Annotated in this window: 9 protein-coding genes; 3 read left to right on the forward strand and 6 right to left on the reverse strand. The window is 64.6% G+C overall.

Annotated elements, in window-relative coordinates; all coding sequences use genetic code 11:
- The first annotated feature begins 359 nt into the window (after positions 1-359).
- On the forward strand, positions 360-2,600 hold the full coding sequence (locus NOV72_RS17145; protein WP_245933073.1) for a heavy metal translocating P-type ATPase: 2,241 nt from the start codon (positions 360-362) through the stop codon (positions 2,598-2,600).
- Here the strand turns inward: NOV72_RS17145 and NOV72_RS17150 are convergent.
- The 4 genes from NOV72_RS17150 to NOV72_RS17170 form a co-directional block, all read right to left on the reverse strand.
- Entirely contained in the window at positions 2,543-3,022 is a 480-nt protein-coding gene (locus NOV72_RS17150; RefSeq protein WP_106855798.1) for a thioesterase family protein, read from the reverse strand. The genes NOV72_RS17145 and NOV72_RS17150 overlap by 58 nt on opposite strands.
- A gap of 10 nt (positions 3,023-3,032) precedes the next feature.
- The gene (locus NOV72_RS17155) at positions 3,033-3,980 is read right to left on the reverse strand and encodes an L-carnitine dehydrogenase (protein WP_106855799.1); all 948 of its coding nucleotides are present in this window, start codon (positions 3,978-3,980) and stop codon (positions 3,033-3,035) included.
- A gap of 20 nt (positions 3,981-4,000) precedes the next feature.
- Positions 4,001-4,930, reverse strand: a complete 930-nt coding sequence (cdhC, locus tag NOV72_RS17160) for a 3-dehydrocarnitine:acetyl-CoA trimethylamine transferase CdhC (RefSeq protein ID WP_106855800.1) — start codon at positions 4,928-4,930, stop codon at positions 4,001-4,003.
- A gap of 700 nt (positions 4,931-5,630) precedes the next feature.
- Positions 5,631-6,581: a choline ABC transporter substrate-binding protein gene (locus NOV72_RS17170; RefSeq protein ID WP_106855802.1), complete on the reverse strand. Its 951-nt coding sequence runs from the start codon at positions 6,579-6,581 to the stop codon at positions 5,631-5,633.
- A gap of 436 nt (positions 6,582-7,017) precedes the next feature.
- On the opposite strand from NOV72_RS17170, the gene NOV72_RS17175 reads away from it, so the two are divergent.
- Both NOV72_RS17175 and NOV72_RS17180 read left to right on the forward strand, forming a co-directional pair.
- A complete protein-coding gene (locus tag NOV72_RS17175) occupies positions 7,018-10,086 on the forward strand; it encodes an acetoacetate--CoA ligase (protein ID WP_106855803.1) in 3,069 nt (1,022 codons plus the stop codon).
- Positions 10,087-10,205: 119 nt separating this feature from the next.
- On the forward strand, positions 10,206-11,183 hold the full coding sequence (locus NOV72_RS17180; protein ID WP_106855897.1) for a GlxA family transcriptional regulator: 978 nt from the start codon (positions 10,206-10,208) through the stop codon (positions 11,181-11,183).
- Here the strand turns inward: NOV72_RS17180 and NOV72_RS17185 are convergent.
- Complete coding sequence (locus NOV72_RS17185) at positions 11,180-12,328, reverse strand: porin (RefSeq protein ID WP_106855804.1); 1,149 nt, start codon at positions 12,326-12,328, stop codon at positions 11,180-11,182. The genes NOV72_RS17180 and NOV72_RS17185 overlap by 4 nt on opposite strands.
- Before the next feature lie 300 nt (positions 12,329-12,628).
- On the reverse strand, positions 12,629-13,576 hold the full coding sequence (locus NOV72_RS17190) for a choline ABC transporter substrate-binding protein (RefSeq protein ID WP_106855805.1): 948 nt from the start codon (positions 13,574-13,576) through the stop codon (positions 12,629-12,631).
- Position 13,577: the final 1 nt, after the last annotated feature.

Below are 13,577 nucleotides of genomic sequence, written 5' to 3' on the forward strand. Positions count from 1 at the left end.
AGTTCTTCTTTCGATTTGGGTTATTGCGCGATTCGATTCGGGATCGATTCACGGCTCGCTCGCGGACAGCTCGACGCCGCCTCGAATCCCCGCGCGGCAAGCCACGAGCATTATCTCGAAATTCGGGTTTTAACTTATCCGATGACTATAGGCAAGATGAAGCGCATAAAAGCGCGCCGGCAAGTCGAAGAATGCACCAGATGCCGGCCAAAAGCACTGAACGGCGCGCTTTTCGTCCTTCGAATACAGTCATTTCCCGGCACTCGACGATCAATCCGCTTGACCTTCCAATCATTGGAAGGTCGATACTTGTCTCGTGAGGGATCGTCACGATCCCGGCCAGACTGGAGCGTTTCACCATGTCCACCGCATCATCCGAAAATCCGAGAACTGCGGAATTGTCCGTCACCGGCATGACATGCGCGTCGTGCGTGGCGCGCGTCGAGAAAGTGCTCAAGCGCGTGCCGGGCGTCGAAAGCGTCGCGGTCAATCTCGCCACCGAGAAGGCGACCGTGCACGCGAACGGCGCCGTGACCGACGATCAGCTCGTCGCCGCCGTCGCGAAGGCCGGCTACGAAGCCGCGCCGATCCTGCCCGAAGCCGCGCCCGCCGCCGCCGCGCCGCCCGCATTCGATCGCGAGCTCGCCGCGGTGTTCGCCTCCGCCGTGCTCACCGTGCCGCTGCTCGCGCCGATGTTCGGCCTCGCGCTGAACCCGTGGCTGCAACTCGCGCTCGCGAGCGTCGTGCAGTTCGGCTTCGGCGCGCGTTTTTATGTCGGCGGTTATCGCGCGGTGCGGGCGTTCGCCGGCAACATGGATCTGCTCGTCGCGCTCGGCACGTCGGCGGCCTGGGGCTTGTCCGTCTATCAGATGTTCGCGCACGGCGGCATGACGGAGCATCTGTTCTTCGAGGCGTCGGCGGTCGTCATCACGCTGGTGCGCTTCGGCAAATGGCTCGAAGCGCGCGCGAAGCGGCAGACCACCGACGCGATCCGCGCGCTCAATGCGCTGCGTCCCGACAAGGCGCGCGTGCGCGACCGCGACGATCCTGCGCGCGAACGGGAAGTCGCGCTCGCCGATGTGCGCGTCGGCGATATCGCCATCGTGCGGCCGGGCGAGCGCGTGCCGGTCGACGGCATCGTGCGCGAGGGCCGCACGCACATCGACGAATCGCTGATTACCGGCGAGAGCCTGCCCGTCGCGAAGGAACCGGGCGCGCGCGCGACCGGCGGCTCGATCAACGGCGAAGGCGTCATCGCGATCGAAACCACGGCGATCGGCGCGGAAACGACGCTCGCGCGCATCATCCGGCTCGTCGAATCGGCGCAGGCGGAGAAGGCGCCGATCCAGCGGCTCGTCGATCGCGTGTCGGCGGTGTTCGTGCCGGCGATTCTGGCGATCGCGCTCGTCACGCTCGCCGGCTGGCTGCTGCACGGCGCGAGCGCGGAAACGGCGCTGCTCGACGCGGTCGCCGTGCTCGTCATCGCGTGCCCGTGCGCGCTCGGCCTCGCCACGCCGACCGCGATCATGGCGGGCACGGGCGTCGCCGCGCGCCAGGGCATTCTCATCAAGGACGCGCAGGCGCTCGAACAGGCGCATGCGATCCGGATCGTCGCGTTCGACAAAACGGGCACGCTGACGGCCGGCAAGCCGGCTCTCGTCGCGTTCGATGCCGCGCCGGGGCAGGACCGGACCGAAGCGCTGGGGCTCGCCGCCGCCGTGCAGCGCCTGAGCGAACATCCGCTGGCGAAGGCCGTCGTGGCCGCCGCGAACGATGCGCCGCGTTTCGATGCGAGCGCCGCGCGCGCGGTCGCCGGGCGCGGCGTGGAGGCGAAGGTCGGCGCGCGGCGCATGGCGATCGGCAGCGCGCGCTGGGTCGCGGAACTGAAGCTCGACGTTTCGCCGTCGCTCGCCGGGCGCGCGCGTGAACTCGAAGCGCAAGGCAACACGATCTCGTGGCTCATCGAACCCGATGGCGCCGTGCTCGCGCTCCTCGCGTTCGGCGACACGATCAAGCCGACCGCGCGCGCCGCCATCGACCGGCTGGCGAGCATGGGCGTGAAAAGCGCGCTCGTCACCGGCGACAACGAAGGCAGCGCGCGAAGCGTGGCGCGCGCGCTCGGCATTCCGTCGAATCTCGTGTTCGCGCAGACGCTGCCCGACGACAAGGCGCGCGTCGTCGCGCAACTGAAGGCGTCGGAAAGCGGCATCGTGGCGATGGCCGGCGACGGCATCAACGACGCGCCCGCGCTCGCCGCCGCCGACATCGGCATCGCGATGGCGAGCGGCACCGACGTGGCGATCGAAGCGGCCGGCCTCACGCTGATGCGCGGCGATCCGGCGCTCGTCGCGGATGCGATCGACATCTCGCGGCGCACGTACCGCAAGATCCGGCAGAACCTCTTCTGGGCGTTCGTCTACAACCTGATCGGTATTCCGCTCGCCGCGTTCGGCTTGCTCGATCCGATGTTCGCGGGCGCGGCGATGGCGTTCTCCAGCGTGAGCGTGGTGACGAACGCGCTATTGCTGAGAACGTGGCGCGCTCAGGCCGGCGCGGTCGAGGAAGCGCGTCCGGCCAGGCCGATCACGCGGCCGGCGTAACGCGCGTCCTTCAGCGCGACGGCCGGCTCGGCGGCGATGCGTGCGGCGATGTCGTCATCGAACGATGCGGATTTCGGCGCGCCGCTCGAATCGACGTGCAACATCATTTGCTCGCACGCCGACACCGGCTCGGCCGCATCGCCCTCGAACATCTCCATATAGAGATGCACGCGCTTCTTGTCATGCGCGACGACCCGCGCTTCCACGCGCACCGCCGCGCCTTCCTTGATCTCGCGCAGATAGCTGATGTGCGCCTCGAGCGTGTAGAGCGTGCGCTGCCGCGTGCGGCGGCCCGCGTCGTCGAGACCGATGCGGTCCATGAACGCGTCGGTCGCGAGGCTGTAGATCAGCATGTAGAACGCATCGCGCAAGTGGCCGTTGTAATCGACCCATTCGGGTTTGACGGTGTCGCGATAGATCATCGTTCGTCCTCTAGTCTTCGATGCCGTGACGCGCTTTCGCCTGAGCGATCGCCTCGATCACGCTCGCGATGCAGTCGTCGCGATAACGCTCCAGTTCCTTGATGCCGCGCCCGTTCGTCTGCCGCGACGTGCCGTCCACCACGCGGTCGATGAGCTCGTCGGTCAGCGTCGGCGCGACGAGCTTCGTCCACGGCAATTCGAGCGCGGGCCCGAACTGCTGCATGAAGTGTCGCATGCCCGCCTCGCCGCCCGCCAGCGTGTAGGTGAGGAACGTGCCCATGAAAGACCAGCGGATGCCCGCGCCGTAGCGGATGGCGTCGTCGATTTCGCCGGTGGTCGCGACGCCGTCGTTCACGAGATGCAGCGCCTCGCGCCACAGCGCTTCGAGCAGCCGGTCCGCGATGAAGCCCGGCACTTCCTTGCGCACGCGCAAGGGCCGCATGCCGATGGACGCGTAGAAGCTCATGGCGGCGTCGATCGACTCGCCCGACGTCGCTTCGCCGCCGAGCACTTCGACGAGCGGCAGCAGATACACCGGATTGAACGGATGCCCGACGACGCAGCGTCCGGGATTGACGGCGCGCGCATAGAAATCGCTCGGCAGGAGCCCGGACGTGGACGACGCGATGATCGCATCGGGTTTCGCCGCGCGGCTCACGCGTTCGTGCAGCGCGAGCTTCAGTTCCTCGCGCTCGGGCGCGCTTTCCTGGATGAAGTCCGCATCGGCGACGCATTCCTCGATGGTTTCGACGAAGCGCAATCTTTGCTGCGACGCGCCTTCCGCCAACCCGGCGCGTTCGAGCGCCGGCCACGCATTCGCGACGTTCGCGCGAAGCTGCGCTTCCGCTCCGGGCGCCGGGTCCCACGCGGTGACGTGAAGCCCTGCTCCCAGCGCGCGCGCCACCCAGCCGCTGCCGATCACACCCGCGCCGAGCGCGGCGAATTGCTTGACTTGCATATCGTCGTGTCCTTGTCCGTTCAGGCAAATTGTTCGAGCGCGCGTCTTTCCAGCAGGCGTTCGCCGCGCGGCGGCAGGCCGAGCTTTTTGCGTCCTTCGGCGGGCGTGAGCGCGCGTCCGCCCAGACGTTCGATGATTTCCACGGCGCGCTGCACGAGCGAGCCGTTGGTCGCGTGCACGCCGCGATCGAGCCACAGGTTGTCTTCGAGACCGACGCGCACGTGGCCGCCGAGCAGCATCGCCTGCGCGACCATCGGCATCTGCATGCGGCCGATGCCGAAGCCTGCCCAGTGGGCGCCGGGCGGCAGGTTGTCGACCATCGCTTTCATCGTGCCGGTGTCGGGCGGCGCGCCCCACGGAATGCCCATGCACAGTTGAAAGAGCGGCGGGTCGTCGAGCAAGCCTTCTTTCAGGAGCTGGTTTGCGAACCAGAGGTGGCCTGTGTCGAAGATTTCCAGTTCGGGCTTCGCGCCGAGCTCCTGGATGCGTTTTGCGCCGGCTCGCAGTTGCGCGGGCGTCGATACGTAGATGTAGTCGCCGTCGCCGAAATTGAGCGTGCCGCAGTCGAGCGTGCAGATTTCCGGGAGCAGTTCTTCGACGTGGGCGAGGCGCGTCAGGCCGCCGACCAGGTCCGTGCCCTTGCCGAAGCGCATCGGGTCTTCGCCCGGGCCGATTTCCAGATCGCCGCCCATGCCTGCGGTCAGATTGATGATCACGTCCGTGTCCGACGAGCGGATGCGGTCTACTACTTCCCGATAGAGCGCCGGGTCGCGGCTGCCTCTGCCGGTTTTTGGATCGCGGACGTGGCAGTGGGCTACTGTTGCGCCCGCGCGGGCCGCTTCTATTGCTGCTTCCGCTATCTGTTTCGGTGTTACCGGGATTGAGGGATGCCGGGCTGTGGTGTCGCCGGCGCCGGTTACCGCGCATGTCACTATCACTTCGTAGTTCATTTGGTTTCTCTCGTTGTTTTGAGTTTGGTTAGGGTTCCTATTTCTTTCTTTTTTATGAAATCCTGTTTTCTTAGTGGTCCATTAGCACTGCCCCTGTGCGGGGCGGCAGTCACTTTCTTTGCTGCTGCAAAGAAAGTAACCAAAGAAACAGCTATCCCCAGCCTAAGCACTTCACGCCGGCCGCGGCACAGGCGATTGACCGAATGGCCCCCAGAGTAGCGAGTGCCCTCAAAGGTCTTATCGGACTTGGCTCGCGCACGGTCTGACTCATCGCATCACACAACAAACTGGTTCAGCACAAAACAGCTCCGGCCCGCTTCGCGGCCGATGGGTCAGTCGGCGGGTGGGCTGCGTCCGCTTCTTTCTCGCTGGTTTCCCTCGCAGACCCGACGGCAGCGCGCAGCGCTGTGCCGAAGCTCTTTCGTGCTGAACCAGCGCGCTAAAACATATGGTGCGTCAGACCGTGCGCGATCCAATCCCGGTTGGTCCTTTGAGGGCGACACTTAGGCAAGTGCCATCTGCAAGGAGAAAATTGGCCAAGTTGCGTGTGACCGCGGGCTTGAAAAGCTGCTTTCTTTGGTTACTTTCTTTGCAGCAGCAAAGAAAGTGACTGCCGCCCCGCACAGGGGCAACGCTAATAGACCACAAAGAACACGGGATCCGGCGAAAACGAAAGCGAAAGCAAAAGCAAAAAAACCCATCAAAGCCCGAGATATTGCCGAACGGCCGGCAACCCATCCTTCCCATCGACCGTCTTGACGCCAGCAAGCCATGCATCCAGCACCTGCGGATTCTTCTTGAGGTAAGCCTTGGCCGCATCGGCAGGCCGCTCCTTGTTCATGACCGGCTGCATCAGCCGATTTTCCAGATCGGTCGTAAAGCGCAGATTCGAAACAAACTTCCCCGCATTAGGACACCGCGTCAGAAAATCCGTATTCGTCAGCGTATAGACGCGCGCCTCGCCGTAGTTCGGCCCGAACACCTCATCGCCGCCAGCGAGATAGTTGATCTTCATCTGAATGTTCATAGGATGCGGCTCCCAGCCGAGAAACACGACCGGCTTCTTCTCGCGGATCGCGCGCTCGACCGTCACCAGCATCCCCGCCTCGCTCGACTGCACCAGCTTGAAGCCGCCCAGTCCGAACTGATTGGTGTCGATCATCTTCTGGATCTTCGCGTTCGCGCTGCTGCCAGGCTCGATGCCATAGATCGTCCCGCCCAGCTCGTCGCGATGCTTCGCGATATCCGCAAACGTCTTGATGCCCGCGTCATACGCATACGACGGCACCGCGAGCGTCGCCTTCGCGCCCGACAGATTCGGCGGTTCGAGCTTCTCGATGCTCTTCGCTTCCAGGAACGGCTCGACCGCCTTCTGCTGCACCGGCCACCAATATCCGAGCGACACGTCGATCTGCTTGCTCTTCAAACCCGCGAGCGATATCGGCACAGACGCCACCGTGGTCCGCGGCGCATAGCCAAGCCCCTCGAAGACGACCGAAGCAAGCGCCGTCGTCGACGTGATGTCGGTCCAGCCGATATCGACGAAGCGCACCGTGCGGCAACTCGAATCCTCCGCGTGCGCGCCCGGCGCGACGGCGAACGCGGCGCAGATGCCGGCAAAGATCAGAGTGGAGATCAGACGTTGGGTCATGACAAGCCTTCCGTTGAGGGTTGAATCGATGCGCCGGTTCGAGTGCCGGCGTGCATCAAAAGTAACGCCGCATAAAAGCGCCCGAACGCCCGCGTGCGACCGTGACTTGACCGCTTGCGACCTCTTCGTCACGCGTGGCTTCCCGGACGCATAGCGTTAACGCGAATTGAAATAAAGAGTTTGGAATGGATACGCGTTCATTCCCGCCGTTCAGCATTCGAAAACACGCACTACGCGCTTACGCAAGCTCAATGTTTGCCGAAACGCCACGGCCTCTGTGGCGGGTCGCACATAGCAAGGATTTCTAACCGGGTAATGTCCCGGCAAAGGGCTATGCTCGGCTCGGCAGCGGCTCGGCCAAAGGAAACGGAGAGATTTCCCGCGATGCCGTCGGGCACAGCTATTTACTACACGCTTGCAAATCAAGGCCTGGATAATGGACCGTCAAGACGCTATCCGAGAAAGCGCGCAGCTCTACGCGCGCGAACCGCTTTTTTCGCCTTCCGCCGAGCAGATTTCCGCATCGCGCATGACGGCCTTTACGGAGGCCTTTCAGAAAGCGACGGGCGAGCAATTCGCCAACTACTCGGAATTGCATGTCTATTCAGCCCGTGAGTATCGCCAATTCTGGAAGTGCTTCCTCGAATCGGCGCAAGGGCTCGAATGGTCGGGATCCGATGAACCGGTCTGCATCGGCGATCGATGCGAAACGGCGCGGTTTTTCCCTCACGTCGAATTGAACTACGCCGAGAATCTGCTCGGCAAGCGCATCGCGCCCGACGACGCCCCCGCCATCACCTCCTGCTTCGCCGATGGCCGCCGCGTCACGTACACGCGCGGAGAGTTGCGCGAGCGCGTCATGCGGCTCGCGCAGGCGCTCTCCGAAATCGGCCTCAAGCCGGGCGACCGCGTGGTCGCGATCATGCGCAACGACTGCGAAGCGATCACCGCCGCGCTCGCCGTGACCGCGCTCGGCGCAACGCTCTCGACGGCCGCGCCGGAAAACGGCGTGCAGGCGATTCTCGACCGCTTCGCGCCGCTCGCCCCGACCATGATGTTCGCGCACACGATGCAGCGCCCGTTCGACACCGGCGGCTCGCTCGCGGGGCACGTCGCGGCCGTCGCAGCAGAGCTTCCGTCGTTGACCGACATCGTCTGTCTCGACGATACCGAACTGCCGAGCACGGTCACGCAACGCCATCACGAACTGAACTCGCTGATCGCGAGCGGCGACCCGATGCGCTTCGCATGGAAGCGCTTCCCGTTCAATCATCCGCTCTTCATCATGTTTTCGTCGGGCACGACGGGCAAGCCGAAATGCATCGTGCACGGCGCGGGCGGCACGCTGCTCGAACACGTGAAGGAGCATCGTCTGCACAGCGACTTCGGTCCCGGCGACAAGCTCTTCTTTCACACCAGTTGCTCGTGGATGATGTGGAACTGGCAGATGTCGGTGCTGGCGTCGGGCGTCGAAATCATCACGTACGACGGTCCCGTCGCCGCCGTGGACACGCTCTGGCGTCTCGTCGCCCGCGAACGCGCGACCGTCTTCGGCACGAGTCCGGCTTATCTGAAGATGAGCGAGGATGCGGGCATCGAACCGGCCGCGCAGTTCGATCTCTCCGCGCTGCGCGGCATGATGTCGACCGGCGCCGTGCTTTACGACTCGCAGTTCCAGTGGGTCGACGATCACGTGAAGCATCTGCAGTTGCAATCGATTTCAGGCGGCACGGACATCATCGGCTGCTTCGTGCTCGGGAATCCCAATCTGCCCGTCTTTGCGGGCGAAGCGCAGTGCCGAAGCCTCGGCCTCGACGTGCAGGCGTTCGATCAGGGCGCGAGCACGATCATGCCGGGCGAACTCGTCTGCACGAATCCGTTTCCGTCGCGGCCGCTCGGCTTCTTCGGCGATGAAGACGGCTCGCGCTTCCACAAGGCGTATTTCGCGGCCAACGAAGGCGTGTGGACACACGGCGACGTGATCGAGTTCTCGCCCGAAGGCTCCGCGCGCCTGCACGGGCGCAGCGACGGCGTGCTCAACGTGCGCGGCGTCAACGTGAGTCCGGGGGAGATTTATCGCATCCTGAGCGAGATTCACGAGATTCGTCATGCGATGGTCGTCGCCCAGACCGGCGCCAACGCGGGCGACGCAGGCCAGCGCATCGTGCTGTTGCTCGTGTTGCGGCCGGGCGCGCAACTGAACGCGGCGCTCGCCGCGCGCGTGCGCCGCGACCTCACGCGCCAGGGCTCCGCCGCGCTCGTGCCCGACGTGATCGTGCAAGTCGACGGCCTGCCCGTCACGCACAACAACAAGCCTTCGGAAGCCGCCGCGCGCGATGCGGTCAATGGCTTGCCCGCGCGCAACGTGTCGTCGCTGGCGAATCCGGAGTGTCTCGATCAGATTCGCGAGCATCCGTCGCTTACGCGCGTGAAGCGCGATCTGCCCGCGCCGGGCGAATCGGCCGAAGCGATCGAAGCGTATCTGTGCGCGCTCTGGGAGCAGCATTTCAGCTTCTCGCCGATCGGCCGCGACGACAATTTCTTCGAACTCGGCGGCCATTCGCTGCTCGCCGCGCGCATGCTCGCCGACGTGCAGCGCGCAACCGGCCGCACGCTGCCGCTCTCGACGATGATCGTCGCGCCGACCATCGCGCGTCTCACCACCGTGCTCACCGCCGATCCGAACACGCGCGCGGGCGACTCGACGCTCGTGCAGATGCGCGCGGGCAGCGGCCGGCCGCTCTTCATGCTGCACAGCATCACCGGTTCGGTGATGGAGTGCCTCACGCTCGCGGGCATGTTGCAGAACGAACGTCCCGTGTACGGCCTGCAGGCGCTCGGCCTCGACGGCGACGAAGCCCCGCAGCACAGCGTCGAAGCGATGGCGCGCGGTTACGTGCTGCGCATGCGCGAAGTGCAGCCGCACGGGCCGTATGCGCTCGTCGGCTATTCGTTCGGCGGCCTGGTTGCGTTCGAGATCGCGCAGCAGCTCGTCGCGGCGGGCGAGAAGATCGAAATGCTCTGTCTGCTCGATACCTACGTGCACACGCGCTGCCTGCCGCTCTCGCAATGGACGCGCTATCAGGCGGCCGTGGTCGTGGACCGGCTGCGCGAATTGCGTTCGCTCGAAGCCGGCGCGCGTTTCGGCTACATGCGCGGCAAGGCGGCGGTGATCACCGACCGCGTGCGCATGCGCATGGGCAAGCAGGCGCACAAGCCCGCGCCCGAAGCGGCCGGCCTGCCGCCCGTGCTTCAGCGCGTGCGCGAATCGATGCGCGTCGCGATGTCCACCTACAAGCCGCGCCGCTATGAAGGCGGCCCGATCGTCTACGTGCGCGCGAGTCTGCTCGACAACTCGCGCAGCGATCCGTTGCCGGTCTGGCAGCGCGTCGCGAAGCACGGCTTGCAGGTCATGCAGGTCGATGGCAGGCACACCGATCTCGTCGTCGAGCCGCAGCTCGCCAAGGTCGCGAACACGCTCACGAACGCGCTCGCGAGCGTCTGATCCGCACCGATGTCGGTATCGAATCCGGCCGCCCTACGGGGCGTGCCGGATTGCGCATGCTTTTTGCGCTTGCTAGCGTGGACGGCTTGCTCATCGACTTGCCTCTTTCGATCGAACCGATGTCCGCTCCCCACGATTTCCACTTCCTCTTGCTGCCCGAATTTTCTTCGATCGGCTTCATGTCCGCGATCGAGCCGCTGCGCGTCGCCAATCGCTTCGCGGGCGATCTGTACCGCTGGCATATCGTCAGCGCCGATGGCGGGCCGGTCGCCGCGAGCAACGGCATCACGCTCAACGCCGAAAGCGCGTTCGATCAGGTGAACGGCGCGCGCACGGTATTCGTCGTGTCGGGATTCGAGCCGCTCTCGGGCTACACGCGTGCGATCGGCGACTGGCTGAAGCGCCTCGACCGCGCGGGCGCGACGCTCGGCGGCATCGACACCGGCGGCTTCATCCTCGCCGAAGCGGGGCTGCTCGCGGGCAAGCGCGCGACGGTGCATTGGGAAGCGGCGGCGGCGTTCAACGAACGCTATCCGGGCATCGAGACGAGTCAGGAACTCTTCGAGATCGACACGCGGCGCATCACGTGCGCGGGCGGCACGGCTTCCATCGATCTGATGCTCGACGTGATCGCGCGCGAGCATGGCGCGAGCCTCGCCGCGAAGGTGTCGGAGCAGTTCGTGCTCGGGCGTATCAGACAGCGTTCGGATCATCAGCGGCTGCAGATCGCCGCGCGCTACGGCATTCACAATCGCAAGCTGATTCAGGTCATCGAGCTGATGGAGCAGCATATGGAAGAGCCGCTTTCGCCCGATGCGCTCGCCGAGTCCATCGGCGTGACGCGGCGTCAGCTCGAACGGCTCTTCTGCTCGTCATTGAAGGACACGCCGACGCATTTCTATCTCGGCCTGCGCCTCACGCGCGCACGCGAACTGCTTCAGCAGACCGATATGTCGATTCTTGCCGTGTGCGTGGCGTGCGGCTTCGAATCGCCTTCGCACTTCTCGCGGACGTATCGCGCGCGCTTTCACACGAGCCCGCGGCAGGACCGCAGCGCGTTGCGCGCCGTCCCGCCCGCGCGGCTCGCCGCCGCCTAGAACGAGTGCCGCATGCCGACACGCACATCGGACTGCGTGTTCGATGACGACGGCGTGAAGCTATAGCCGATGACCGCATCGATCGGACCGGACGCGCGCAGATAATCGCCGGAAACGTAGAGGTCCGTGCGCTTCGAGAGCAGATAGTGCAGGCCGAGCGAACCCTGGTTCCAGTGATTGCCTTCGAAGCGCGTGTGCTGATAGCCGCCGTAGAGACTGAGGTCGGGCATGAAGCTGTACGACGCGCCGCCTTCGTACACCTGCATGTGCGAGGTCTGGCCGAGACCCTTGATGGTCGTGTACGTGAAGTTGCCCGACAACATCAGCTTGCCGATGGTCCACGCCGCGCCCACGGCGAACGCACCTTGCTTGTCGACGGGGAACGCATTCGCGCTGTAGAGATCGGTGACGGCGCCCGTCGCCGGATCGACGGAGACGGTCGGCTGGCCGAGGAACGTGCGCGCGCCGATCATCGCGTAGGGATCGAACGCATAGATGCCGTTCGGATTGTTGAGCTGTGTATACGCCGCGCCGACGTTGAAGGTGTTCGCCGCATAGTGCGCGCCGACGCTCCACGCGCTGTTGCGATGGAAGTCGCCCGCCTGGTTGCCGAACGAATACATGCCGCCGAACGTGAAGCCGCCGAAATTGTTCGACAGGAACTTGATCGAGTTCGGCAAGCGGTCGCCGTTCATGCGGTCGAAGTCGCCCTGGTGAATCGCATAGCCGCTCGCCCACGCCGAGATGTTGTAGAGATAGACGAACTCCTCGGTCATGTCGAGCTGGTTGCCGAGCGACACCGTGCCCCACTGATTCTTAAGCCCCACATAGGCCTGCCGGCCGAACTCCGCGCCGCCGAATGCGTACCGGCCATTGCCGAGATGGAAGCCCGACTCCAGCACGAAGACCGCCTGCAAGCCGCCGCCGAGATCCTCCGTGCCGCGAAAGCCGATGCGGTTGCCGTAGGAGATGCCGTCGTCGAACTTCACCACGTGCGAGCCGCCGGTGTTGCTGACCCAGGTGACGCCCGCATCGAGGATGCCGTAGAGCGTCACGCTGCTTTGTGCATGCGCCGCCATCGGCAGGCTCGCCGTGCCCGCTGCGAACGCGAGGCCTGCGATCTTCGCGGCATGTCCTTTTCTCATTACTGGTCCTTTGCTCGTCTTGTTCGATATTGCGTTGGAAAAAGCGATCCCCCGCCTCGCGCGCGCGGCGTGAGGACATGGCGCAAGCTGACGTTGCCGGGAACGGCCGTTAAGCGGCTATCCGACGCGTAGAAACGTGGTGGCGTCGACGTCGTTAAAAATAAGGCCCCATATATGTCGCGGCTCGACCCGTTGCGACGCAAATCTGTCCAGTTGCGACTTGACGTGATGCAGCGTCTGGTCGATAGATTCATCGTTGCCAACCGGCTCGCGGTCAGCCGTTCCCCGCTTGCTCTCTGCTCACTTCACGCCGAGCGCCGTCTGAACGGCTTGCAGGCCGTTGCCGCCGCTCGCCGTGGTCACGCCGTCGAGCCACGACTTCAACAGTTCGGGATGACGCTTGAGCGCATCCGTCGCGGCGGCATCGACATTCGTTTTCTTCTCCAGCACGTCGGTGATCACGCCGTTTTCCAGATCGACGTTGAACGCCATCTGCCTGAAGAGCCGGCCCACGTTGGGACATTGCCGCTCGTAGCCGCTGCGCGCCACGGTATTGACCGTCGCGCCGCCGTAGTTCGGACCGAAGTATCGGTCGCCGCCATCGAGATAGGCGAGCTTGAACTTCGTGTTCATCAGATGCGGTTCCCACGCGAGAAACACGATCCACTTCTTGTCGCGCACGGCGCGCTCCACTTGCGTGAGCATCGCGGTTTCGCTCGATTCGACCAGCTTCCAGTCGCCAAGACCGAAGGCCTTGTCATCGACCATGCGCTTGATGTTCTGATTCGCAGGCGCGCCCGGCTCGATGCCGTAGATGCGGTTATCGAACTTGTCGGCGTTCTTCGCGAGGTCTGCGAACGAATGCACGCCGGCCGCCGCCACATAGTCCGGCACGGCGAGCGTGAACTTCGCGTTCGAGAGATTCGGGCGCACCACGTCGATCGATTTGTCCTCGAAGAACGGCTTCACGAGCGGCGCCTGAGCGGGCATCCAGTTGCCGAGGAAGACGTCGATCTGCCCTTTCTTCATGCCCTGATACGTGATCGGCACCGACAGGTTCGCGATGTTCTGCCGATAGCCCAGCGCCTTGAGTACGATGCCGCTCATCGCGTTGGTCGCGTCGATGTCGGTCCAGCCAGGCCCCGCCATGCGCACCTGCGCGCAGGCCTGCGGCTCGGCGGCAAATGTTTGAAACGTCACGCACGCCAGCGCGGCCGCGAAGAGCGCATGAATAAAGCCCTTTTTCATG

The sequence above is a fragment of the Caballeronia novacaledonica genome (assembly GCF_900258035.1).
GTDB lineage: Bacteria > Pseudomonadota > Gammaproteobacteria > Burkholderiales > Burkholderiaceae > Caballeronia > Caballeronia novacaledonica.